Source organism: Streptomyces sp. NPDC002838 (genome assembly GCF_040295365.1).
Classification (GTDB): Bacteria; Actinomycetota; Actinomycetes; order Streptomycetales; family Streptomycetaceae; genus Streptomyces.
The window spans coordinates 61,524-84,145 of record NZ_JBEOVF010000002.1; the positions used below are offsets into that span (position 1 = coordinate 61,524).

Annotated in this window: 21 protein-coding genes and 1 pseudogene; 6 read left to right on the top strand and 16 right to left on the bottom strand. The window is 71.2% G+C overall.

The window, feature by feature from the left end:
* Window positions 1-2 precede the first annotated feature (2 nt).
* The 4 genes from ABT063_RS02905 to ABT063_RS02920 all read right to left on the bottom strand — a co-directional run bounded on the left by ABT063_RS02905 (window position 3) and on the right by ABT063_RS02920 (window position 6,904).
* Window positions 3-1,166, bottom strand: coding sequence for a substrate-binding domain-containing protein (locus ABT063_RS02905; RefSeq protein ID WP_351055291.1), 1,164 nt, complete (start codon window positions 1,164-1,166; stop codon window positions 3-5).
* Window positions 1,167-1,235: 69 nt separating this feature from the next.
* Window positions 1,236-2,390: an ABC transporter permease gene (locus ABT063_RS02910; protein WP_351055292.1), complete on the bottom strand. Its 1,155-nt coding sequence runs from the start codon at window positions 2,388-2,390 to the stop codon at window positions 1,236-1,238.
* The gene (locus ABT063_RS02915) at window positions 2,387-3,892 is read right to left on the bottom strand and encodes a sugar ABC transporter ATP-binding protein (RefSeq protein WP_502990737.1); all 1,506 of its coding nucleotides are present in this window, start codon (window positions 3,890-3,892) and stop codon (window positions 2,387-2,389) included. The genes ABT063_RS02910 and ABT063_RS02915 overlap by 4 nt, the downstream gene beginning before the upstream one ends.
* Before the next feature lie 189 nt (window positions 3,893-4,081).
* The gene (locus tag ABT063_RS02920) at window positions 4,082-6,904 is read right to left on the bottom strand and encodes a SpoIIE family protein phosphatase (protein WP_351055294.1); all 2,823 of its coding nucleotides are present in this window, start codon (window positions 6,902-6,904) and stop codon (window positions 4,082-4,084) included.
* A gap of 249 nt (window positions 6,905-7,153) precedes the next feature.
* Here ABT063_RS02920 and ABT063_RS02925 point away from each other — a divergent pair, with 249 nt between their 5' ends.
* Window positions 7,154-7,861, top strand: coding sequence for a GNAT family N-acetyltransferase (locus ABT063_RS02925; RefSeq protein ID WP_351055295.1), 708 nt, complete (start codon window positions 7,154-7,156; stop codon window positions 7,859-7,861).
* 33 nt (window positions 7,862-7,894) lie between these two features.
* On the opposite strand, the gene ABT063_RS02930 is transcribed toward ABT063_RS02925, so the two are convergent.
* The 5 genes from ABT063_RS02930 to ABT063_RS02950 form a co-directional block, all read right to left on the bottom strand.
* Window positions 7,895-8,641, bottom strand: a complete 747-nt coding sequence (locus ABT063_RS02930) for a heme oxygenase-like domain-containing protein (RefSeq protein ID WP_351055296.1) — start codon at window positions 8,639-8,641, stop codon at window positions 7,895-7,897.
* Between the two features lie 206 nt (window positions 8,642-8,847).
* Window positions 8,848-9,450 carry a rhomboid family intramembrane serine protease gene (locus tag ABT063_RS02935; protein ID WP_351055297.1) on the bottom strand — a complete coding sequence of 201 codons (603 nt, stop codon included), beginning with the start codon at window positions 9,448-9,450 and terminating at the stop codon, window positions 8,848-8,850.
* A gap of 146 nt (window positions 9,451-9,596) precedes the next feature.
* The gene (locus tag ABT063_RS02940; RefSeq protein ID WP_351055298.1) at window positions 9,597-10,808 is read right to left on the bottom strand and encodes an MFS transporter; all 1,212 of its coding nucleotides are present in this window, start codon (window positions 10,806-10,808) and stop codon (window positions 9,597-9,599) included.
* A gap of 111 nt (window positions 10,809-10,919) precedes the next feature.
* The gene (locus ABT063_RS02945) at window positions 10,920-11,915 is read right to left on the bottom strand and encodes an RNA polymerase subunit sigma-70 (protein WP_351055299.1); all 996 of its coding nucleotides are present in this window, start codon (window positions 11,913-11,915) and stop codon (window positions 10,920-10,922) included.
* 13 nt (window positions 11,916-11,928) lie between these two features.
* The gene (locus tag ABT063_RS02950; RefSeq protein WP_351055300.1) at window positions 11,929-12,669 is read right to left on the bottom strand and encodes an SDR family oxidoreductase; all 741 of its coding nucleotides are present in this window, start codon (window positions 12,667-12,669) and stop codon (window positions 11,929-11,931) included.
* 243 nt (window positions 12,670-12,912) lie between these two features.
* Between ABT063_RS02950 and ABT063_RS02955 the strand changes: the two genes are divergently transcribed.
* Entirely contained in the window at window positions 12,913-14,022 is a 1,110-nt protein-coding gene (locus ABT063_RS02955) for an NAD(P)/FAD-dependent oxidoreductase (protein ID WP_351055301.1), read from the top strand.
* A gap of 435 nt (window positions 14,023-14,457) precedes the next feature.
* Here the strand turns inward: ABT063_RS02955 and ABT063_RS02960 are convergent, their stop codons facing one another.
* Window positions 14,458-15,729 (bottom strand): serine/threonine-protein kinase, encoded by a 1,272-nt coding sequence (locus ABT063_RS02960; protein WP_351055302.1) that lies wholly within the window; start codon window positions 15,727-15,729, stop codon window positions 14,458-14,460.
* Window positions 15,730-16,349: 620 nt separating this feature from the next.
* Between ABT063_RS02960 and ABT063_RS02965 the strand changes: the two genes are divergently transcribed.
* Together ABT063_RS02965 and ABT063_RS02970 are read left to right on the top strand one after the other, a co-directional pair.
* On the top strand, window positions 16,350-16,502 hold the full coding sequence (locus tag ABT063_RS02965) for a hypothetical protein (RefSeq protein ID WP_351055303.1): 153 nt from the start codon (window positions 16,350-16,352) through the stop codon (window positions 16,500-16,502).
* A complete protein-coding gene (locus tag ABT063_RS02970; RefSeq protein WP_351055304.1) occupies window positions 16,487-16,699 on the top strand; it encodes a hypothetical protein in 213 nt (70 codons plus the stop codon). Before ABT063_RS02965 ends, ABT063_RS02970 begins: the two co-directional genes overlap by 16 nt.
* Window positions 16,700-16,877: 178 nt before the next feature.
* On the opposite strand, the gene ABT063_RS02975 is transcribed toward ABT063_RS02970, so the two are convergent.
* From ABT063_RS02975 to ABT063_RS02985, 3 genes are read right to left on the bottom strand one after another with little or no spacing between them, the layout of a single operon-like run.
* A complete protein-coding gene (locus ABT063_RS02975; RefSeq protein ID WP_351055305.1) occupies window positions 16,878-18,092 on the bottom strand; it encodes an MFS transporter in 1,215 nt (404 codons plus the stop codon).
* A gap of 7 nt (window positions 18,093-18,099) precedes the next feature.
* Entirely contained in the window at window positions 18,100-18,558 is a 459-nt protein-coding gene (locus ABT063_RS02980; RefSeq protein ID WP_351055306.1) for an ArsI/CadI family heavy metal resistance metalloenzyme, read from the bottom strand.
* Window positions 18,559-18,585: 27 nt separating this feature from the next.
* Complete coding sequence (locus tag ABT063_RS02985; protein WP_351055307.1) at window positions 18,586-19,950, bottom strand: FAD-dependent oxidoreductase; 1,365 nt, start codon at window positions 19,948-19,950, stop codon at window positions 18,586-18,588.
* Window positions 19,951-20,075: 125 nt separating this feature from the next.
* Here ABT063_RS02985 and ABT063_RS02990 point away from each other — a divergent pair.
* Both ABT063_RS02990 and ABT063_RS02995 read left to right on the top strand, forming a co-directional pair.
* Window positions 20,076-20,429: pseudogene (locus ABT063_RS02990) on the top strand (FAD-dependent oxidoreductase); the annotation flags it as partial.
* 224 nt (window positions 20,430-20,653) lie between these two features.
* Window positions 20,654-21,028 (top strand): ArsR/SmtB family transcription factor, encoded by a 375-nt coding sequence (locus ABT063_RS02995; protein ID WP_351055308.1) that lies wholly within the window; start codon window positions 20,654-20,656, stop codon window positions 21,026-21,028.
* 54 nt (window positions 21,029-21,082) lie between these two features.
* Here the strand turns inward: ABT063_RS02995 and ABT063_RS03000 are convergent, their stop codons facing one another.
* From ABT063_RS03000 to ABT063_RS03010, 3 genes are all read right to left on the bottom strand, one after another.
* Window positions 21,083-21,418 carry a YnfA family protein gene (locus ABT063_RS03000; protein ID WP_351055309.1) on the bottom strand — a complete coding sequence of 112 codons (336 nt, stop codon included), beginning with the start codon at window positions 21,416-21,418 and terminating at the stop codon, window positions 21,083-21,085.
* A gap of 318 nt (window positions 21,419-21,736) precedes the next feature.
* Window positions 21,737-22,186, bottom strand: a complete 450-nt coding sequence (locus tag ABT063_RS03005) for a MerR family transcriptional regulator (protein WP_351055310.1) — start codon at window positions 22,184-22,186, stop codon at window positions 21,737-21,739.
* Window positions 22,183-22,497 (bottom strand): hypothetical protein, encoded by a 315-nt coding sequence (locus tag ABT063_RS03010; protein WP_351055311.1) that lies wholly within the window; start codon window positions 22,495-22,497, stop codon window positions 22,183-22,185. Before ABT063_RS03010 ends, ABT063_RS03005 begins: the two co-directional genes overlap by 4 nt.
* Window positions 22,498-22,622: the final 125 nt, after the last annotated feature.

Below are 22,622 nucleotides of genomic sequence, written 5' to 3' on the forward strand. Positions count from 1 at the left end.
TGTCACGGGCCCCAGATCTTCCGGTACGCCTCCCGGTAGCCCGCCGGGTCCCAGGACGTCGCACCGTCGCTGTTGTCGGCCGTGCTGATGTGGACGGGGGCCACATATCCGCTGGCGGGACGGCCGGAGAAGGCGCGGTTGAACTCGTCGACGATCTGCCAGCCCTGCAGGGACAGCGGCTCGGGCACGGTGGCCGCCTGGTACTGCCTGCTGTTGATGCGCTGGAACGCGGAGGGGTCGCCGTCTCCCGCGCCGATGTTGAAGGGCGGGCCGGAGCCCTCCTTGCCCGCCGCGCGGAAGGCCGGGGCGGCATCGGCGAAGTACAGGTCATTGATGGCGACGGAGTGGGTCCATCCGTCCTGGAAGCGGGACAGGAGCGAGGACACCTCCCGGGGCGTACGGCTGCTCGCGTCCGGAACCGGGATGTTCACGTACGCCAGCAGCTTCACGCCCGAGCAGGTGGCAAGCTCCTTTCTGATCAGCTCGGACTTGTTCTTGGCGAAGGGGATCGAAGCGTCGGTGAAGACCACGACCCCGGCATTGCCGTTGGAGTTGGAGATGACCCACTGCGCGCTGACTCCGGCCACGTCCTCGACTTTGGTGGTGACGTTGGTGAAGAGCTCGGGCCGCCGACTGGGGCCGGGGGACGCGACCGCATGCCAGCCGATGAGCGGGATGCGTGCCGCGTTGGCCCGCGCGACCTGTCGCGAGGTCGAGTTGGGGTCGAATCCGCCGATGACGATGCCCGAGGGCCTGAGGGCCACGGCCTCGCTCATCGCCGCCTGGATGCCGGCGGGGGTACCGCCACCGTCGATCACCCGGACGTCCCAGCCGATGACCCGCGCGGCTTCCCTCACGCCTCTGGCGGCGCCCGCCACTCCGGGATTGGTCATGGTCTGGGCGACGTAGACGATGGTCTTGCCGGACACCGCCCGCGGGCCGCTGGTCGGTCCGTTCCAGGGGACGTCCGTCTTCTCCGCCTGTCTGACGGCGGCGTGGGCCCTGGCGGTGACCGCGGGGCAGCCGCTCGGGCCTGTGGTGGAGTCCTCCGGGCCGCTCGACGTACCGCGTTCGCAGCCGGCGAGGACGGTAGCCGCAGCCAGCAGAGCGATGGCGGCGGACCGAGCCCTGCGGACACCGGGGGCGGCTTTGCGGTTGCAGTGCACGAGAGCTCCTCGCGGAGATGAGCGGGATGACGCGGCCGGGGGGCACCGAGGTGACGCCCGTGGCGTGGATCATGGAGAGGTGCCCGCTGCGCCACCGTCCTGCGTCGGGGAGGACGGCGGCTCCGGTGGTACGGCAGGCGAATCGCGGGCCGCGACGGCGCCGGTGCGCAGGCGGCGCGCGGAGTAGCCGGCCAGGCCGACGGCGAGGAGCAGGGTGCCGCCATGGAACAACGGGACCGTCCAGAAATCGGCGCCCATCTGGCCGATGCCGGTGAGGCCGACGGCGAGGACGGCGACGGCGACGAGGGTGCCCATCGCGTTGGGGCGGCCGGGTTTGATCGCGGTGGATCCGAGGAGGGCGCCGACGAACGCGGGCAGCAGATAGTCGAGGCCGACACTCGGATTGCCGATCTGCTGCTGGGCCGCGAGCAGCACTCCGGCGAAGCCGACGATCAGACCCGATGCGGCGAAGGCGTAGACGGTGTACCTGCGGATCGGGATGCCGACGAGGTCGGCGGCGCGCGGGTTCGACCCGACGACGTACAGGTACCGGCCGAGCGGCAACCGCTCCAGCGCCAGCCAGAGGGCGACGGCGAGCGCGAGCACGTAGAAGGCGGGGACCGGAAGGCCGAGGAACGTGGAGTCGTAGATCTCGGTGAACGCGGCCGGGAGTCCCTGCGGGCCGGGGACGATCCGGCCGCCGTCGGTGACCCAGCCGGTCACGGCGTACAGCATGCTGCCGGTCCCGAGAGTGGCGATGAAGGAGTCGATCCGGCCGAACGCGACGATGACGCCGTTGAGGATGCCCACGACCAGCCCTCCGACGAGCACCGCGAGGCAGGCGAGCGGCCAGGGCCACCCGTTGTTGACGACGATCTGCACCACCATGACGTGCGCCAGGCCGAGGCCGTAGCCGATGGAGAGGTCGAACGCGCCGGTCACGATGGGGACCATGGCGGCGAGCGCGAGGACGGCCGGAATCGACTGGTTGGACAGGATCGAGTCGACGGTGTCCAGGGTGGGAAAGGTGCGCGGCAGGGTGAGAGAGAAGATCAGGAAGAGCAGGGCGGTGAGGGCCAGAAGGCCGTAGGCGCCGATGAGGTGCCCGCCCGGGCCGCGCAGTCGGGCCGGGAGGCTCGGCCCGCCTCGTCGGCCGAGTCGGCTCAGCCGGCCCAGCCGAGGTGGTCGCGGCCGGGGAGAGGAGGGCGGGGGCGAGGCGGTCACGGGCCCGTTGCGGTTTCGGAGTGGGGCATGGCCGATGCCGCCCGGGTGAGTCCGGCGACGGTGAGGGCCGGACCATTCAGCTCGACCGTCACGGACCCGCGGACGAAGACCAGGGCGCGTCGGCACACGTCCACGACCTCTTCGAAGTCGGTGGAGATGAGCAGGACCGCGAGGCCGGCGGCCAGTGCCTCGTCGAGCAGTCGGTAGACCGCGGTCTTGGCGCCGACGTCCACACTCGCGGTCGGCTCCTCGAGGATCAGCAGGCGCAGGCCCGCCCGGAGCCATCGGCCGATCATGACCTTCTGCTGGTTTCCGCCGGACAGGGTGGCGATGAGGGCCTCACTGTCGCGGGGGCGCACCGAGAACCGTTCGATCAGGGTGGCGGCCTCGGCGCGTTCACGGCGGGGGCTGATCCAGTGCGGTGCCGGCAGGTCTCCCGTGCGGGGGTTGGCCAGAAGGTTCTCCCGTACGGTCAGCTCGGCGAGGCAGCCCTCCTGCTCTCTGTCGCCGGGCACGAAGGCGACACCGAGTCTCACGGCGTCGGCGACCGTACGGGGCCTGTACGGGCGGCCGCGGAGAAGGGCCCGTCCGCCGAGGAGGGGCCGGGCACCCGCGAGGGCCCGGCCCAGGTCCCTGTGTCCGGCGCCCGAGAGGCCGACCAGGCCCAGGGCTTCCCCGGCTCTGAGCTCCAGGCTGACCGGTCCGACGCCGGCGGTCCGTACGCCGTCGAGGGTGAGGACGGCGGGTCCGCCGAACGGGGACAGGGCGGGGCGGTGGTAGGTCAGTTCCTCGCCGATGATGTCGCGCACCAGGCGGGCTGGGCTGTGGCCCGCCAGCGCACCGTGGCTGACGAGGTGGCCGTCGCGCAGGACGGCGAAGGAGTCGGCGACCTCGTAGACCTCGTCCAGACGGTGGCTGACGTAGAGGATGCTGTGCCCCCGGTCGCGCAGGGTGTGCAGGACGCGGAACAGCCGGGCGCAGTCCGCGGCGGGGAGGCGGGCGGTCGGCTCGTCGAGGACGATGAGCTTCGCCCGTGCCGCCAGGGCTCGGGCGATGGCGACCAAGGAACGCTCGGCCGGGGCGAGTTGGGCTACGGTTGCGTCGGGATCGAGGTGTCCGGCCACGATCCGCAGGGCGTCGGTGCAGCGCTCTCGGGCCCGCCGCCAGGAGATCAGTCCGGCGCGCCGCGGATATCCGGTGCTCAGGGCGATGTTCTCGGCGACCGTCATCCACTCCACCAGACCGAGATCCTGGTGGATGAAGGACATACTGCGGGAAGCGGCATGACTGCCGAGCGGGTGCCCGTCCACCGTGATCTGTCCTGCGTCGGCATGGTGGACACCGGCGAGCACCTTGATGAGCGTGGACTTTCCGGCACCGTTGGGACCGAGAAGCGCGAGAACGCTGCCGGTGTGGACGTCCAGGTCGACCCCGGCCAGCGCGAGGGTCCCGCCGAACCGCTTGGTGAGCCCGCGGACGCGGACAAGAGGTTCCACGGACATCTCCGGTGATCGGCCTGGCGCGTACTTCCCGACTGTCATGAGCGATACTAGCTGGTCATATAGCCATATCTCAGACATTTGTCGTCTCTCGTGACCCCAACGGGTCAGCGGCCGCCGACTGACTCAGCCGGCCCACTCCCCCGCCCGTGTCCGGACGGTCACGCCTGCCTCAGCGCCGCGCTCGGGCCCTCACACGCCGTCGAGCCCGCATTCGGCCCAGATGACCTTGCCCTCCGGGGTGTAGCGGGTGCCCCAGCTCTGTGCCAGCTGCGCGACGAGGAACAGGCCGCGGCCGCCCTCGTCGGTGGTGGCCGCCCGGCGCAGGTGCGGGGCGGTGTTGCTGGTGTCGGAGACCTCGCAGATCAGGGTGCGGTCGTGGAGCAGCCGTACCCGGATGGGCCCGGCACCGTGGCGGATGGCGTTGGTGACCAGCTCGCTGAGCATCAGTTCCGCGGCGAACGCGGCCTCGTCGAGTCCCCAGTCGGACAGCTGTCGCATGGCGCCGGCGCGGACTTCGCTGACGCGTGCCGGGTCTGCGGGCAGGTCCCAGGTGGCGATCTGATGGGGGTCGAGGGCGTGGGTGCGGGCGACGAGCAGGGCGATGTCGTCGCCGGGATGGGCGGGCGCCACGGTGTCCAGGACCGCCTGGCAGGTCTCTTCGGGGCTGCGTTCCGGGTGGGCCAGGGCGCCGCGCAGCTGGTCCAGGACCACGTCGACGTCGCGGTGGCGGTCCTCGATGAGTCCGTCGGTGTAGAGGACCAGTTGGCTGCCTTCGGGGAGGGGGATCTCGGCGGCTTCGAAGGGCAGGCCCCCGAGTCCGAGAGGCGGCCCGGCGGGCAGGTCGGGGAACGAGACGTTGCCGTCGGGGTGGACCAGCGCGGGCGGGGGGTGGGCGGCACGGGCCATGGTGCACCGCTGCGAGGTCGGGTCGTAGACGGCGTACAGACACGTCGCGCCGATGATGCCGCCGCCGTCGGAGACCGGGTCCTCCCGGTCCAGACGCGCCACGAGGTTGTCGAGGTGGGTGAGCACTTCGTCCGGGGGGAAGTCGAGTTCCGCGAAGCTGCGTGCGGCGGTGCGCAGCCGGCCCATCGTGGCGGCGGAGAGCATCCCGTGGCCGACGACGTCGCCGACGAAGAGGCCGATGCGGGTGCCGGACAGCGGGATGACGTCGTACCAGTCTCCGCCGACGTCGGATTCGGCGGGCAGGTAGCGATGGGCGACCTCGACGGCGTCCTGGTCGGGCAGACCGTGCGGGAGCAGGCTGCGCTGCAGGGCCAGGACCATGGTGCGTTCGCGCGTGTAGCGCCGGGCGTTGTCGATGGACAGTGCGGCACGGGTGGCGAGTTCCTGGGCCAGCGAGCGGTCGTCGTCTCCGAAGGGGGCGGGGTCCTGCGCGCGGTAGAAGCCGGCGACGCCCAGCACGACACCGCGCGCTACCAGGGGCACCGCGATGAGGGAGTGGACGTGGCTCAGCAGCTGTTCGGAGTGCTCGGGGTCCTGCGCGAACCAGCCCGCGGCGGCCTTCAGGTCCGGCTCCAGTACTGCCTGCCCGTCGGCCAGGCAACGCAGTTGGGGCGTGGCCGGGCCGTACTCGACCTGCTTGCCGACCGGGCTGAAGGGACAGTCGTCGCGGATGCCGTGGACCACCGTACGGCGCAGGTCGGTGCGGGGATCGGCGGACTCCTCGCCGCGCAGTACGGCCTCGGGCAGGTCGATGGTGACGAAGTCGGCCAGTCGGGGCACCGCGGCCTCGGCGAGTTCCTGGGCAGTGCGGCGCACATCCAGGGTGGTGCCTATGCGGGCGCCGGCCTCGGACAGCAGCTCCAGGCGGCGGCGCGCGGCCAGGGCGTACGTCCCCACGTGCGGCTCCCCCACCAGCACGAGGCCCCTGGCCGCGACCGGGGAGCCGAGCTGGTCGTCCGTCGCGCCGTCGACGCCGGCGGTCGTGATGCCCACGGCGGCCGGGCCGGGCGCGGCGCCGGGAAGGTGCCCGGATGGCGGGGTGGCAGGCAGGACGGCGAGTTCGGCGGGGCGGCCCGGCGGCTCGTCGACCTGGTGCGGGATGGCGAAGGGATCGCGCGGTGAGGGGCCGGGGAGGACGGCCTCGACGGCGAAGCCTTCCACTCCGGAGCCACTCGTCATCGGACGGCTCAGGAGCGTGACCCGCCGGCCGTCGGGCAGGGACACGTCGACGGCGGCCCGCTGTGCGTGGGAGATCAGCTCTGCGGCCTGCTCCATGAGGATCGCCCGGTCACGGGGGCGCAGTTCGAAGGCCAGTTCGTCCACCCCGACTCTGTGGTGCAGGCCCGCGGCGGCTTCGGCTCCGGTGTCCAGGTACGACCGCAGCAGCGCGCGCTCCCGCGCGGAACTCTGCCCCAGCAGTCGCCGCTCGATGGCCTCGGCGGCCTTGCGTATCACGGTGTCCAGCACCTCGTCCTCGGCGCTGCGCGGATAGCCGAAGCACAGGACGCCCTCGATGCGGCCGCTGAGCAGGTCCCGGAGGGGAAGCGCGCGGCAGGCGCTGCCCTGGGAACGCTCGGCGAAGTGCTCGGCACCGTAGACCCTGATGAGCTGCCGCTCCGCCAGCGCGAGACCGATGCCGTTGGTACCGGCGACCTGCTCGGCGAACACGAATCCCGGGACGCTCTGGATCGCCGGGAGACTTCTGGCCAGCGATGCCTCTCCGAAACGACGCAGGAGAACTGTCCCGCTCGCATCGGCGACGGAGATGTTCATCGCGCTGCCGGCGAACCGGGACTGCAGCCGGTCGAGCACGGGCACGGCTGCGCGGATGATCCGCTCGTCCGGATCGAAATCCCCCCGGAAGGGAAGGTCGGACTGGTCCGGCGACAGCCCCAGGGACTGGCTGCGCCGCCAGGAATGCAGGATCGACGTTCGCACACCCGCCTCGACCGACTCACCCTGCAGGAAGCGCTCACGCAAACGGGCGGGCCCCGTGCCGCCTGTCGCACGCCCCGCCGGTATCGGTTCTGCGCCGGACCGAGCCACGCTTCGCCTCACTAACCCCGGAGATAATCCACACTTCGGAATTACCTGGCATTGACGAGGATACGGGCATCAGGGACATGAGTCACGGTTCGTAAGATCTCTCACGCACGGTAACCGGACGGGCCGACTGTCGCTCGTGACCGGCCGGACAGGTCATCGTTGATCGCGTATGCGAATTTCGCCCCTTACTTCCGATTCCTGCCACCGGCTCCGCCCTGAAGGCTTCCTCCAGGATCGCCCTGGGCTCCGGTGTACGCCCCGGCGGGCGGCATGAGCCGGGCGGGCGAACCGGATCCCTCGCTGCGGTGGTCGATTCAGACACCGCCGTCGGGAGAGGCCGTCCCGGACTGGCTCGAGGAGATCCGGGCTTTCCGGGGGCGGGTGCTGCACGATCGCGGTCGCCGTCCCGGCTTCCAGACCCCGAGCGGCCGTTTCCATGACCCCGACCCGGCGGATCTGCAGTCGTTCCATGTGATGGCTGAGACCGAGGGCCGAATCGTCGGTTGTGTCCGTCTGGGAATGCTGGACCAGCTGAGCCTGGGCGTCTGCGAGCGGCTCCTCGGCTCCGCGGGCCTGGCCGATGCTCTCTCCCGGGCCGGACTCCGTCGGTCCTCGGCCGCCGAGTGTGGTGGCTGGTCCGTCGCACCGGAGCACCGCAGGACGAGTGTGGCGTTCACGCTGACCGCGTACGCCTGCGCGTTGGCGCAACACCTGGGCGTCAGTGCGGTGTTCAGCGCGGCGGGGACTCGGGACGGACAGGCACGGGCCCTCGCCAGGATCGCCGGCTACCGGTGGCTGCCCGAAATGGGAGACATCCCTGTCCCGCACTTCGACGACGAGGTACGCATCGGCTTGGCGGATCCCTCCCAGGACGGAAGTACGCGACTTCGCGAACTGAGCCGGCAGTTGCTCGTACGGCACGTCCGACCCCTACTCGGCCGGGAGGCGGTGCGGTGAGTCCCGCATCCCGGCCACGCGCATCTGTGCGTGCTACGGCACCGGCATGTACTCGGCCTGAAAATCGGTGGCGAACTGCAGACACTCGTCGAGGCATCGGCCGTAGACGTCGAGCGCCCGCGTTCCCGCTGCGACCAGATCGTCGAGAGCGGCCGGGTTCCGCTCGAGGAACCCGGCCATCTGACGGCGGTTGAACAGGGTGTGCCCCACGTCGGCCTTGGCGTGCTCGACGAGAAAGCTCAGCGCGCCGTGGACGCCGTCGCCGAGCCTGGCCTTGCATCCTTCGACGATGATCGAGCCGTACTGGGCGGACAGGTTCTCGATCTCGTATTCGATGGCGATCTGCACGAACGGGGTCGGGCCCGCGATGGCGTCCTCGTGGAGGTCGATGTACTGGCGGACCGCAGGCCGGGGAGGGCGAGCGAGGAGCTCGTCGGGGTCGAGCGGCGGAAGTCCCCGTCCGTTCCAGCTGTCCGTCAGGAGACGCAGATCGCTGAGCATCATGCGGTGATGGCCCGCCTCGGATTTGGCGTGCCGCAGCAGCGCGTCACCCAGCTCCTGGTATCCCAGCTCTAGGCAGCGTTCCGCTGCGCGTCGAATCCAGCCTTCCACGGGCTCCACCATCGCCACGCCGTTGACGGCGTACGCGGTGAGCATCAACTCCACGGTTCGCGGGTCGGTGTCGGTGTCGAGCACCGCCCGCATGGCCCGATTCCCGGCCAGGCGTTCCCGGGCAGGCCGCAGGGCGCCCTCATACCGATCGAGCAGTACGTTGTCCATGAGTGGTGTTCTCCCAGGCGACAGTCACTCTCCGAAATCATTTGATCACCAAAAGTAGCAGACCCGCGTGCTCGGGTACGACCGTCGGGCGGGAGATCGAAGACCCGTACTTCACAGCGCCTGGACGGGACCTGTTCGCCGGGCGTGGCCGCCACGACATGTCCGGTGGTGCGGCGGGGCCGAGGCTCCCTCCACGCCGGCCTCGCTCAAACGCCGCGAGGCCGCCGGAACGCGAAGGCGGCGGCCACTCCGCCGATCAGGCCGAAGAGATGCCCCTGCCAGCTGACTCCGGCCGTCGTGGGCAGTACGCCCCACAGGATCGAGCCGTAGACCGCGCCGACGAGGAGACCTACGAGTACGTCACCGGCGCGGCGGTCGACAAAGCCGCGGATCAGCAGGTAGCCGAAGAGGCCGAAGACGACGCCGGACGCGCCCGCGGTCACGGAGTGTTCGGGTGCCGTGAGCCAGACGCCCAGGCCGCTGACGACGATGATCATGGTGACGACAGCGAGGCAGCGGCGAATGCCGGACAGCGCGGTGAGGAAGCCGAGGACCAGCAACGGCACGCTGTTCGCTGCGAGATGGTCGAAGCCGAAGTGCATGAAGGCGGCGGGCACGATGTCACGCAGTTCGCCGGGCTCGCGCGGGGTGATACCGAAGGTGTCCAGGGAGTGGCCGCTTATGGTGTCGAGGGCCTCGAGCGCCCACAGCAGGGCAACCCAGCCCGCGACCAGGACAGCCGCGTCTTTGGCCCGCTCACGACGCGGTGCTGGTGCGGGGCGGGTCACGCCGTGCGGTCCGTACGCCATCAGAACCCCCTGACTTTCTTCGCCTACTACTCAACGTCAAGGAGGTTCCTCCCGGTTCCCGCTGTGCCCGAGGGCCGTCGTCTCGGCGGCCGCGCACCGGTGCCGGGAGTACCACCCCGCGGAGCAGGCGATCGACCGAGGGCGTGTTACGCGGCCTCGCGAGTGTGCTCCACCGCTTCCTCGACGACCGGTGGCTCGAGGAAGCTGGTGGCCCAGGCGACCGGAATGGTGATCACAGCGATGATCAGGCCGGTGATCACCACGGAAGAGGCATTGAAGCTGCCGATCGCCACGCCACCGGCAACCGAGCCGAACGCGATGCCCACATTGGCCGCGGAGGCGGGCAGCGACTGTGCCAGGGCACCGCCGGGGCCGGCCAGGCTGACCACGCGGTACTGGAGGGAGGGCACCATGCCGAAGCTGAACACGCCCCAGACCAGCAGTACCAGCACCACGAGGAACGCGATCGCGCCGACGAGGTGGAGCGCCAGCAGACAGCCCGCGACGCCGATGGTCGCGACGATCAGGGTGCGGGCGGCGTTCTTGTCGGCGAACCGGCCGCCCGCGAACGAGCCCACCGCCGTGGCCACGCCGTAGGCCAGGAGGAACACGCTGATCAACGCACCGGAGATGCCCGTGACGCTCTCCAGGAACGGCACGATGTAGGTCAGCGCCGCGTACAGCGTCGCGAACACCAGGAAGTTCAGGAACAGCACGGCGAGCACCCGTGGGGCGAACGCGTACCTGGCCTGGCTGCCCGCGCCGCCGCCGGCACTGGGCACGGACGGGACCAGCACCATCGTGGCGATCAGCGCGATCACACTGAGCACCACGATCGCGGTGAACGAGCCGCGCCAGCCCAGCGCCTGGCCGACCAGCGTGCCCAAGGGAACGCCCAGCGCGGCCGACACGGCTACACCGGAGACGACCGCGGAGATCGCCCGGCCCATCCGCTCCGGCGGGACGACCGATATGCCCGCCGCGAACGCGGCGGCGATGAAGAGGCCTTGGAGAGCTCCGGTGCAGACACGCGCCGCGACGAACAGGCCGTAGCTGGAGGTCAGCACCGCGACCAGGTTGCCCAGGATGAACAGAAGGAGTGTGCCGACAAGGATGGTCCGCTTGTCCAGCCTGATCGTCAGCGCGGCGAGGAGCGGACCGCCGATGGCGAGGCCCAACGCGTACGCGGTCACCAGTTGGCCGGCCGCGGGGATGGAGACCTGGAGGTCGGCGGCGATCAGGTTCAGCACGCCGACCACGAGCAGTTCGGCACTGCCCAGCACGAACATTCCCAAGAACAGCGCGGCCAAGGCGAGGTTCGTCCTGCCCGGGCTCGGCGCCGCCTGCTGCGTACTCATGTGCGCCTTCCTTGTTGTGTCATGGAGTCGATGCGCGCCCTCGCCCTGGCGATCACCGAGATCACCCGTCTGCCGGGGCGGTGGGCCTGCGTACGGCAGTGGCTGTCCGGTTCAGGTCGCGAGCGCGGGCGCGAGTCCGAACGTCGGCACCAGGCCCCGGTCATGGAACGCCGTGATGCGGGCGATCCGGGACCCCATCAGGGTCAGGACCTCGACGCCGTGCGCCTCGTACCGGCCGTCGGCCACACGCGCGTAGGCGACGACGGCGGGCTGGCCGTTGGCACGGGTGGGCACCATCCGCCACAGGTCCCTGCGCAGTACCCGGCTGGCCAGGAAGCCGAGGACCGCGGGTCGGCCGGTGAACCAGGTCGGGATCGGCGGCATCTCCAGCTCGACATCCGCCCGCAGCAGGTTCACCAGCGCGTCGGGGTCGGCCCGGGTGAACGCGTCGACATAGCCGTCGAGGAGGGCTCGCCGGGTTTCCTCGTCCGGCTCGGCCAGGTCGTCCTCCACCGGCCTGGCCTCGGCCAGGCGGGCCCGGGCACGGCGGAGCGCGCTGTCGACGGCCGCGGTCGTCGTATCCAGCATCTCGGCGACCTCGGCCGTCGGGAACGCCAGCACGTCGCGCAACGTCAGTACGGCCCGCTGCCGCGCGGGCAGGAACTGGAGCGCGGCGATGAAGGCGAGCCGCACTCCACTCCTCCCGGCCACGATCGCCGCGGGGTCGTAGGCGCCGAGCAGCGTGTCGGGCGCCGGCTGGAGCCACGCCACCGACGGCTCTCGGGGAGCCACGGCCACCCGGTGATCGTCCGAAGGCGCGCCCAGTCCCGACGGAAGCGGCCTGCGGGAGCGAGTTTCCAACGCCGTCAGGCAGGCCATGGTGGCGATCTTGTAAAGCCAGCGCCGCAGCGACGAGCGGCCCTCGAACGCGCCGAACGCTCGCCACGCCCGCAGGTACGTCTCCTGCACCAGGTCCTCGGCGTCATGGATCGAGCCGAGGAGCCGGTAGCAGTGCGCGAGCAGCTCCGGGCGGAACGGCTCGGCCAGGGTGGCGAACTCGGCGTCCGACGCCATCGCGGCTTCTCCTGAAGGTCCGGTGAGATTCACTGTAGGCGGCGGCTCAGCCGACCGGGCGCAGTCCAGCGCCGCTGACCAGGTACTCGGGGGCGCTTGCGGGGTCCCTGGCGACTTCCAGGACGGCCTTGGCGACCTGGTCCGGGGTGAGGATCGGCCGCAGCCCTTCGACGAAGGTGTCACGGTCGACGCCCTGGCGGGCGGCGTAGCCCTCGATCGCGACCGAGCCGACGCCGGTGGCGGGGGTCAGCCGCGGCAGCAGGGTGACGAACCGGATGTCCAGCCCGGCCCGCTTCGACTCGTCGGCCGCGTACCCGAGTACGTACCGAATGGCGGCCTTGGCGCCGGCGTATCCGCCGCTGAGCACGGATCCGCCCAGGACGGCTCCGCTGGACATCCCGACGACCACGCTGCCCGGCGCCAGCGGCCCCCGGAGTGCCGCCCGAGTCCAGGCAAAGACGTGCCGGGTGTCGGCGTGCCAGTTGCGGCTGAAGGTTTCCCAGGTCTGCTCATGCACGGGCGCCATGTGCGGTGTGGCTCCGGCGTTGAGGACAAGCAGGCCCGGACGGCGTTCGCGGATCACGTCCCGCGCGAGCGCTTCGTCGGTGGCATCGGCGGCGAGGGGTGTGAAGCGCTCGCCGAGTTCGTCGCGTACGGCGCGCAACTCCTGCTCGTCGCGGGCGATGCCGACGACGCCGGTGCCCACCGTGACGAGCGCGGCGGCGATCGCGTGCCCGAAGCCGCGGCCGGCACCGGTGACGACGGCGCTCTGGAGGGGATCAGACATCGGACTCTCCGAAGTGGTGGTCGGGTTCGGTCCGCATCAAGACCAGCCACCGGAGGAAAATCCGTCGTCGCAGCCGAAAACGGGAGAGTGATGTGGGTCACAGCCACTGCGCCGGGTATGGCCCGGACCGTTGACTGCATGCGACCGCGCATGCTCGGCTTGTAACCAGCTACTTCCCGAAAGGGGTGGCCGACACGAGAAATCGCTCTGCGCACCGACACCTAAAAACGGAGGCGGATCAGGGTGGTTGAGCACGTAGTCGTCATCGGCGCCGGCGTCTACGGCGCGGCGGTGACTGCCTCGCTGACGCGGCGGGGTGCTCGCGTCACCGTCGTGGACGCCGGTGCGCCGGCGGGCGGCACCTCCGGTGCGACGTTCTCGTGGACCAACTCCTGCGGTAAGGAGCCACGGCCGTACCACGATCTCAGTGTCGCCGGCATGCAAGCCCACCGGCAGCTGGCGGCCGAAATACCTGACAGCGACTGGTACCACGAAGGCGGCAACCTGGAGTGGGCCGCCGACGACACCGAGCACGAGGAGCTGCGCAAGAAGGTCGCCGGTGTCCTGGACTACGGATACGAGGCGCGTTGGCTCAGCCGGGCGGAGGCGCTGCGCCTCGAACCGGACATCGACCCCGCCGGACTGCCGGCGGACGGGATCGCCTACTTCCCACGCGAGGGCTGGATCGAACCGACCCGCCTCATCGGCCACCTGCTCTCCAGCGCGGTCTCCCGTGGTGCCGAGCTGGTCTGCGACGACCCTGTCACCGGCCTTGAGTCGACCGCCGGTCTGGTGCGCGCTGTCCGGCTCGCCTCGGGGCGGCGGCTCGACGCCGACGCGGTCGTCAACTGTGCGGGGCCGCAGGCTGCCAGGATCGCCGAGCTCGCCGGCCTGGTTCTGCCGATGCGCAACACCCGCGGTGTGCTCATCTACACGTCGCCGGTCGCGGTCTCGGTGTCGCGTGTCATCCACGCCCCGCACGTCCACCTACGCCCGGACGGCGCCGGACGACTCCTTCTGCACACCCCTGAGGCCGACGGTGCGGCGTACGTGTCCGACACCGGTGAGGTCAGCGTTGAGCGATCGGCAGTGACCAGAGTGCTTGAGGCGGCCCGTGCGCTGTACCCCGGGATCCGAGCCGCGACCGTGGAAAGCGTTCGGGTGGGTGAACGGCCCATCCCCGGCGACGGCCTACCGGTCCTGGGACGGGCCGTCGAGCTGCCGAACCTCCATTTCGCCGTCTCGCACAGCGGTGCGACCCTGAGTGTGCACGCCGGCGACCTGGTCGCGGCCGAGGCGCTCGGCGAGGACCTGGGCGAAGTCCTGGCGCCGTTCAGGTTCGAGCGGCTTTGACCAATCCGCTACGCGAACTCTGGGCATCGGAGCCGTGGATTCCCGCCGAAGCGCCTTCAGTTGACGCGCCACGGCGTGATCAGGACGAGGCCTGGTCCGCCTTCCGGGCACGCGGGGGACGGCAGGCGGAACAGGCCCCTCAGCCTGCGCGGAGCCTCGCTGTCGCCGAATGCCGATGCCGCACTGCTCTCGATCGCCTCGTCGCACGTGTGCCGGAAAGCACCGGCGAGGGCTCTGTGCACTGTTCTGTCCCTAGAGATCACAGAAACCACGCCAGGCATTCACGCTCGGAAGCCCGGAATCCTGGTGGGCACAGTGGGCAGCCGTTCAGCGACCCGCTCAACGCCCCGGCGGGCACACTGCGCGCAGGGACCTGATGGCGCGAGACCGCCGCATACGGGGTGATTCGGCCGTCCAGCTCGCCTCGGTGTCGGGTCAGCCGTCGTCCTTGCGCGCTTCTTCCGCGGCTTTCTTCCTCTCCTCTTCCTGCTTCTTGTGTTCTTCCTCTTGTCGCTTCTGTTCCTCCTCGGCGGCCTTGCGCTCCTCCTTCGCCTCTTCGTCGTCGTTGCCGTCGTCCGCCACCGGTGCGGAGGACATCGACGGCAGGGGCGCCGTGGTGGACTTCTCGGTGGCCGGCGAGGAAGCGGGAGGTGGCGTGCTCGCGGGATTCGGCGAGGAGCCGTCGTCCGATGTCAGTGCCATCCCGACGGCTGCCGACACGGCGAACACGACGATGCCGCCGAGGGCGAGCAGGGCTTTCGGGGACATACCAGCGCGCCGGACGGCCCGCGGCCGGATCACCGCTGGGAGCCCCTCCGTCCGGGGCAGGTGCGCAGACGGCGGCAGCGGGGGCGAGCCGGCCGGAGCCATCTGCGGTGCCGGCGGGCCGGCCGGTTCCGCCGTGTTGGACAGCCAGGCGGCCGGCTGGTCGGCGGTGGGGCGCTGCGCGGGATCCTTGGCCAGCAGCCGCAGCACATGCTCGGCGAGCGGGCCGGGGATGTCCGGGCGCTGCCGGGTGGGCGGCACGGGGGCGGCGTCGACGTGCCGCTGGACCACGGCCAGGCTGGTTGCGCCGGTGAACGGCGGGCGGCCGGTGAGCAGTTCGTACAGGACGCAGCCCAGGGAGTACACGTCCGAGGCGGGCTGGGCGGGGCGGCCCAGGGCACGCTCGGGCGCCAGGTAGGCGGCACTGCCGACGATCTTTCCGGCTGCGGTCAGGGTGCCGGCGGCCTCGTCGGTGAAGCGGGCGATCCCGAAGTCGGTGATCTTCACAGTGCGGTCGGCGGTGAGCATCACGTTGGCGGGCTTGATGTCCCGGTGGATCACGCCCTGGCGATGCGCGGCGGCCAGACCGGCCGCCATCTGCGCCGCGAAGCCGGCGGCTTCCTGCGGGGGCAGGGTTCCTCGCAGGGACCGCTCCTGGGCCAGGGTCCAGCCGTCGACGAGCTCCATGACCAGGTAGAGCCGGCCGTCGTGGGAGCCGAAGTCGTAGACGGCGACCAGGTGGGGGTGGTTGAGGCGGGCGGCGGTCCGGGCCTCCAGGCGGAAGCGTTCGGCGTCGGTCGCCGCTACCTGCTCCGGCTGGTCGGTGTGCAGGAGCTTCACCGCGACCGGCCGGTGCAGGATCTGGTCGGTGGCGCGCCAGACCTCGCCCATCGCGCCGCGGCCCAGCGGTTCGTCGAGCTGGTACCGATCCGCCACCAGCACGTGCACACCCGTCCTTCCCCCGCGGGCACCGCATAGCTCTACGCCCGGATCATGCGTTATGAACACAATTACGCCGTTGCGTGCACCAGCGTACAGAAGTGCCGGCATTCGGCCCCGGTCGGCCCGGCCATGGGACCGGGTCCGACCGCGGGGCCGGCCGGGGAGCGGCCGGGGTCACGCGGACTGCGCGCGGGGCAGGCAGGCGACGGGGGATCGCGCCTGCCTGCCCCGGCAACGAGTACCCGCTCACGGGGGGAAAGCGGGCCTCACGGAGCCGCCCAGGCGGCCCACCTGCTACAGCGCGCCGGGCGCTGCAGATGTCACACCTGGGCCATTGGCCAAGGGCAAGCCATCGTGCGACAAGGCATCGGCGGTGCACGGGGCGGGAGAAGCGCGTCGGTGGACACCCTGCGCACGCGAGCGGCCGCACCGACGGGCAACTCCGCACGGGAGGACAGGCGTGAGTACAACACCGCCGGACATACCCACCGCCGAGGAGTTGGTGGAGCACATCGCCCAGGTGAGCCGGCATTGTGGGCAGCCACCCACCTCGGCAACCCGGCCCCGGTGGTGACCCGGCTACGCGATCGCACGGACCACCCACGAGCGGGGACCTGGTCATGGTGTTCGCGCCGATCACCTCGGACGAGTTCGACCCGGGCGGCGTCGGGCGGCTCCTGACGGCCGAACACCGGCCGGGCCGACCCACGCGGTATGTGATCGAGCCACTGCTGCGGGCGGGCGAGCGGCGTGACGGATGGACCTGCCCCTGATCGCCCTGCCCGACCAGCGCAGGAAGGCACCCGGACGCCGCCGAGATCGAGAAAGAGATCCAGCGGGAGAGACCGGCAAGGCCGCCGAGAAGGCCCGCGACCTCGGCCGGCGTCTCAACGACGCCCAGCAGAAAGGCAAATGGGGCGGCGACGCCCTCATCATGCAGTTGCTCAGCCAACTCGCCGCCTCGGGCTGACGCCGCGTGCCCGAGCGGCTGGCCGCGCTACGGCATTCCTCGATTGGCGACCAGCTCTGACACCACCAGCAGCACGGCATCGCCGTTACGGTTCCCCTGACTGCCCGATGACAGCCCTGGCACGCGGTAGCACTGGGCTGCCTGAGGTCAAGACACCCCAGCTCCCGAAGCGCGAGCCTCACCGCGTTCGGGTCCCCGTTGCCGCAGCCAGGATGGCGGCCACGAGGGACACGCCTGCAAGTACGCCGAACAGGTGCGGGTAGCCGCCCAGTTCGCCCGCCAGGACCGCGCCGGCGAAGGGGGCGATGGCGCCGGCCATGGTTACGGGAGCGGCAAGGATGCCGGAGAGGCCGCCGTAGTGGGTCGTACCCCAGCGGTCGGTGACCGCGGTGGCCTGCAGGAGGGTGAGGTTGCCGCGGACCATGCCCGCGATGACGGCCAGCAGGAGCAGGAGCGTGTAAGGGCCGGGGACAACGGCGAGTGCCATCGTGGTGGCTCCGCCTGCAGCGGTCAGCGTGACCGTGCGGGCGGTGACGCTCGTGTGGCGGGCGAGGGTGGTGTAGAGGGTGCGGCCGAGGGTCTGGCCCGCGCCGCCGAGACCGAGGGCCCAGGCCGCCGCGGTGGGACTCGCGCCGCGTTCTGTCAGCAGCGGGACAAGGGCGATGACGACGGCGTACATCGCGAAGCCGTTGAGGGTCAGTGCGGCGGCAAGCAGGATGAAGGGCCGGCTGCGGGCAACTGACCTGCAGTCGTAGGCCGGTTGGGTGGGGTGCGCCGGCGCCGGTGGCCATGGGGCCCGCAGCGCGAAGGCGTGGGCGGGAACGGTCACGACGGCAAGGATCAGTGCCAGGACCGTGTAGGTGGTGCGCCAGCTCAGGTGCTCGGCGAGCGCGGCGGTCAGGGGTGCGAAGGCGGTGGAGGCCAGGCCGCCGGCGAGCGTGACGATCGTCAGGGCGCGGACGCGGTCCGGTCCCCACCAGCGGGTGAGGGCCGCGAAGGCCGGCTGGTAGAAGGTGGCGGCCATGGACAGCCCCGCCAGCAGCCAGGCCGCGGTGAAGACCGCCAAGTTGGACGCCTGTGCTACGGCGAGCACCGCGGTCACGCCCAGGAGCGAGCCGGTGGTCATCACGGCGCGCGGGCCGCGGCGGTCGAGGATGCGGCCGACGCGAATTCCGGCGAGCGCGGAGACGATCAGGGCCGCCGAGAAGGCGCCGGTCGTGGCTGTGGTGGACCAGCCGGTGTCGGCGGTGATCCGGGGGTTCAGGACCGGGAAGGCGTAGTAGACGATTCCCCAGCTGGTCATCTGGGTGACGCACAGGGCGGGCAGGGCGGCGCGAGGCCGTGACCGGTCCTCCGCCCCGGTCACGGCCTCGCTGGTGTCGAGGTTGGTCATCGGCGGATCAACAGCAGCCGCCCGCTGCGGCCTGCTCCTGCGTGGCCGCGTCGGCCGGGGCGGCGCAGCAGGTGCTGCCCTGCTGCTTGGCCAGGGTGTCGGCGTCGGCCTTGACGACGTACACCTCCCAGGGTTCCTGGCCGGGGCCGTGGACCCAGACCTTGTCCTGGAGGGCGTAACAACAGGCGGTGTCGTTCTCCACGTCGGTGGCCAGGCCTGACTCGGTCAGGCGGGCGGTAGCGGCGTGGACGGCCTCGGTGGTCTCGACCTCGACGCCGAGGTGGTCCATGCGGGTGTTCTCGCCCGCGGTGCCTTCGATCAGGACGAGCTTGAGCGGGGGCTCGGCGATGGCGAAGTTGGCGTAGCCGTCGCGGAGTTTGGCGGGCTCGGTGCCGAAGAGCTTTGTGTAGAAGGCCACGGACGCGTCGAGGTCGGGGACGCGGAGGGCGAGCTGTACGCGGGCCATGGCGAGCCTCCTTGAGTGGTGTGGGGTTCAGCAGCCGCCGGAGGAGACCGGGGCGCCGATGCCGATCTGGAGGGTGGTGGGAGCGGCGCAGCAGCCGCCGGACTCGCCGCCTTGGACGCCGTCGGGCTCGTCGAACAGGCCCGCGCCGCCGCACACGCCGGTCTCCGGCAGGGTCAGCTCGACACGCTCGGCGGCCTCGCGATCACCGGCGAGGGCGGCGGTGATGGAGCGAGCCTGCTCGTAGCCCGTCATCGCCAGGAACGTGGGGGCGCGGCCGTAGGACTTCATGCCGACCAGGTAGATGCCCTGCTCAGGGTGGGAGAGCTCGTTCACACCGTGCGGGTAGACCGTGCCGCAGGAGTGCACGTTCGGGTCGATCAGCGGGGCCAGCGCGGCCGGGGCCTGCAGCCGCTCGTCCAGGCCGAGGCGGATCTCGGAGAGGAAGGACAGGTCCGGACGGAAGCCGGTCAGGACGATCACCTCGTCGACCGGGTCCAGACGGCGGCCGTCCTCGGCGACCAGCACCAGCTGGTCGCCGAGTCGTTCGACGGTCTGCGTACGAAAGCCGGTGGCCGCGCTCGCGTGGCCGGCCTCGACGGCGGCCTTGGCGCGCAGGCCCAGGGCGCCGCGGGCGGGCAGCTGGTCGGCCTCGCCGCCGCCGAAGGTGGATCCGGTGATACCACGGCGCAGGATCCACACCGCGTGCGTGCCCGGCTCTTCCTTGGCCAGGTCGGCGAGGTGGGCGAGGGCGGTGAAGGCGGAGGCGCCGGAGCCGACGACCGCGGTGCGCCTGCCCGCGTAACGAGCGCGTACGGCAGGGTCGTTGAGGTCGGGGACGCGGTAGGCGATGCGGTCGGCGGCCGTCTTCTCGCCGAGAGCGGGCAGGCCGTTGGCGCCCAGCGGGCCGGGGGCGGACCAGGTGCCGGAGGCGTCGATGACGGCCCGGGCGGTGATCCGCTCCTCCCCACCGTCGGCCAGCAAGACGTGCACGCTGAAGGGCTGCTCTTCACGCCCTGAGTCGACGATGCGGTCGCGTCCGGCACGGGCCACGCCCGTCACCGTGGCGCCGTAACGGACTTTGTCGCCGAGAACGTCGGCGAGCGGCTGCAGGTACCGCTCGGCCCAGTCGCCACCGGTGGGGTAGGTCGCGCCGTCCGGGCGGGTCCAGCCGGTCGGCGCGAGGAGCTTCTCGGCGGCCGGGTCGGTGACTTCTGTCCAGGGCGAGAACAGCCGGACATGCGCCCAGCCGCGTACGGCGGTGCCGGCCGACGGTCCGGCTTCCAGGACCAGCGGGTCGAGGCCGCGCTCGACGAGGCGGGCGGCAGTGGCCAGGCCGATCGGGCCGGCTCCGATGACCACGACGGGCAGCTGGTCGGTGGTGGACGCGCTCACGAGAACTCCCCTTTGCTTCGACGTTCGTCGATGGCTTGCACTGCCAGCATGGCAGCTGCTTCGATGAACGTCAACATAGACGTTCATCGAATCTGAAACCTCCTGTGGAGCACGTCGATGTCGCGGTGATCGGCGACGGTCAGTCCGGGCCGGCCGCAGCGCACGCCCTTCCCCGGGAGGGGCTCGAGCCGGTGGTACTGGAGGCGTCGGAGCAGGCGGCGGGGTCGTGGCCGCACTACCACGACAGCGCCACCCCGTTCTCCCCGGCCGGGTACAGCTCCCTGCCCGGGCTGCCGTTCGGCGGCGCCCCGGACCGCTACCCGCACCGAGACGAGGTCGTCGCCTGTCTGCTGCGCTACGCCGACCGACTGGACGCCGACATCCGCATCCGCATCCGGACGACAGTGCGCGAAGTCCATTCCGGGGACGGCACGTTCACGCTCAGTCTGGAGGGCGACGGGCAGCCGGCAGCGCGGGCCGCGACCGCGGCATCCGGCACCTTCGGACGCCCGTACCGCTCTGACCTGCCGGGACTGGACAGGCCTCAGTCGGCCTGGAGTGGCAGCGCAGCCCGTCGTCGAACTCCTTGCGCGGGGTGGGTCGGGACGCTTCCCGGGTCGCGTGGCGCATCGCCGCCACCCCTCCGGCACCTGAGAGCGTCCGGATCTCACACCATTGGTTCGACGCATGTCAACATAGATGCATGTCGAATACGAAGGTGCTGCCGCTGTTGGAACCCGCCCCCAAGGCCGTGGCGCCGTGCTGCCCGCCGCTCACGGAGCGCCCGTTCACCGCGGAGGAGGCCGAGACGGCCGCGCGGATGTTCAAGGCCCTGGGTGATCCGGTGCGGCTGCGGCTGTTCTCCGCCGTGGCCTCGCACGAGGGCGGCGAGGCGTGCGTGTGCGACATCTCCGACGTCGGCGTCTCCCAGCCGACCGTCTCCCACCACCTGAAGAAGCTCAAGGAGGCCGGGCTGCTCACCTCCGAGCGGCGCGGCACCTGGGTCTACTACCGGGTCGAGCCGTCCGTACTGGCCGCGATGGGCAGGCTGCTGACCATCGCGCCGGCCGCAGCCTGACCGCGACGGCGCCGAGGGGCCGCCGGGCGGCCTCCTCCGCTCGGGCAGAGGTGGTCAGTTGCCGCGAGGCGCGTACATCAGGACGGCCATGCCGGCCAGGCAGATGAGAGCGCCGGTGACGTCGTAGCGGTCGGGGCGGTAGCCGTCGGCGATCATGCCCCAGGCGATCGATCCGGCGACGAAGACGCCGCCGTAGGCGGCCAGCACGCGCCCGAAGTTGGCGTCGTGCTGCAAGGTGGCGACGAAGCCGTACAGGCCGAGCGCGATGACGCCGGCCCCGGCCCACATCCAGCCCCTGTTCTCCCGCACGCCTTGCCACACCAGCCACGCCCCGCCGATCTCGAACAGGGCGGCGACAAGGAACAGGGCAACGGAGCGTGCGACGGTCATGGGCGAAACTCTAGGCAGGTCACCAGCGCCCGGCTGGCGCCGGGGCGGTTTTGCCGCCGCATCCGCAGGCAGGGCTGGTGGCCGAACGTGAGTGGGAGCATCCGGCCGGGTGGTGGCGCCGGCTCGGCCACCACGTTCCGACGGCGGCCACTGCCGGCGTGAGGGCGAGGGCGGGTAGTCATCCGGCGACCGCGGCTGCTTCGCCGCCGAGTACGCCGGCCGTGATGCCTACAGGCAGCAGGCAGCAGGCAGCACGCCAGGCAGGCGAGCCCGGCCGGAGTGCCGAGCACGCCGGGCGCCCGGCCGGCGCCCTGAGGATCAGCAGCACGGTCCGCCGTGGCGGCCCTCCTCGATGAGATCGGCGAACGGCAGGGGGCAGGCTGGACTGCTCGCGCACACGGTCAGGTCGTCGCAGCCCGCCGCGACCGCTTCGGTGAGACTGGCGCGGATCACGTTCAGGTCGGCCATCTTCGCGTCGATCTCGGCGATCTTCCGTCGGGCCCGCTGCTGGAGCCCGGCGTCGCCGCGGCCGTGCCGGTATGTGCCGGCTTCCAGCAGCTCGGCGACCTCATCCAGGGTGAAGCCCAGGCGCTGCGCGGCCTTGATCACCCGCAGCACGGTCACGGCATGCGGCGGATACATGCGGTGCCCGCCGTTGGACCGCTCCGGCTCGGGCAACAGGCCGCGCCGCTCGTAGTAGCGCAGCGTCTGCGGGTTCACCCCGGCTGCCTCGGCGACCTGTCCGCTGCGCAGCGTCTGCGTCGTCATGGCGCCGCCTTCGCGGCCTCGGCCCGCACCGCCAGCGCTTCTACGACCGCCGTGTGCCGGGCGGGTGCGCTGATGTCCATCAGCAGCCGCCCCTGCCCATCACTGTGGAAGGCGAAGGTGAGAAAGGAGCAGCAGTTGGTCTCCCGTTGTGCGAGCTCGCGGGCCCGCTCCTCCGCTGCCTCGTTCAGCACCAGTCGCACGTGACCGGGCTGCGGCCGGTCGACGCCGAGCAGGGCGTCGGCGAACAGCGCGTCGAATTCCGCCACGCGCAGCGGCTGCTCAGCGGTCGGCAGTGTGCATGCATCCGGCACCCACGGCACCATCGCGCAACCCCCTGTCGGTATGGGCCGCATCCTGCTGAGGCGGCCTGAATCGACGGTAAGCCTGTACCTGAGTACCGGATGCAACCCTTGTTCACCGGCAGGTATGCCAGGTG

Bases quoted from the DNA above. Each gene is read 5' to 3' on its own strand.
- ABT063_RS02980 (WP_351055306.1), bottom strand. From the start codon at position 18,558: ATGGCCCGCGTACAGCTCGCCCTCCGCGTCCCCGACCTCGACGCGTCC.
- ABT063_RS02930 (WP_351055296.1), bottom strand. From the start codon at position 8,641: ATGGACAACGTACTGCTCGATCGGTATGAGGGCGCCCTGCGGCCTGCC.
- ABT063_RS02935 (WP_351055297.1), bottom strand. From the start codon at position 9,450: ATGGCGTACGGACCGCACGGCGTGACCCGCCCCGCACCAGCACCGCGT.
- ABT063_RS02940 (WP_351055298.1), bottom strand. From the start codon at position 10,808: ATGAGTACGCAGCAGGCGGCGCCGAGCCCGGGCAGGACGAACCTCGCC.
- ABT063_RS02965 (WP_351055303.1), top strand. From the start codon at position 16,350: ATGGTGTTCGCGCCGATCACCTCGGACGAGTTCGACCCGGGCGGCGTC.
- ABT063_RS02915 (WP_502990737.1), bottom strand. From the start codon at position 3,892: ATGTCCGTGGAACCTCTTGTCCGCGTCCGCGGGCTCACCAAGCGGTTC.
- ABT063_RS03000 (WP_351055309.1), bottom strand. From the start codon at position 21,418: ATGACCGTCGCACGCTCCGTTGCCCTGTTCCTTGTCGCCGCCCTGTTC.
- ABT063_RS02950 (WP_351055300.1), bottom strand. From the start codon at position 12,669: ATGTCTGATCCCCTCCAGAGCGCCGTCGTCACCGGTGCCGGCCGCGGC.
- ABT063_RS02970 (WP_351055304.1), top strand. From the start codon at position 16,487: ATGGACCTGCCCCTGATCGCCCTGCCCGACCAGCGCAGGAAGGCACCC.
- ABT063_RS02995 (WP_351055308.1), top strand. From the start codon at position 20,654: ATGTCGAATACGAAGGTGCTGCCGCTGTTGGAACCCGCCCCCAAGGCC.
- ABT063_RS03005 (WP_351055310.1), bottom strand. From the start codon at position 22,186: ATGACGACGCAGACGCTGCGCAGCGGACAGGTCGCCGAGGCAGCCGGG.
- ABT063_RS02975 (WP_351055305.1), bottom strand. From the start codon at position 18,092: ATGACCAACCTCGACACCAGCGAGGCCGTGACCGGGGCGGAGGACCGG.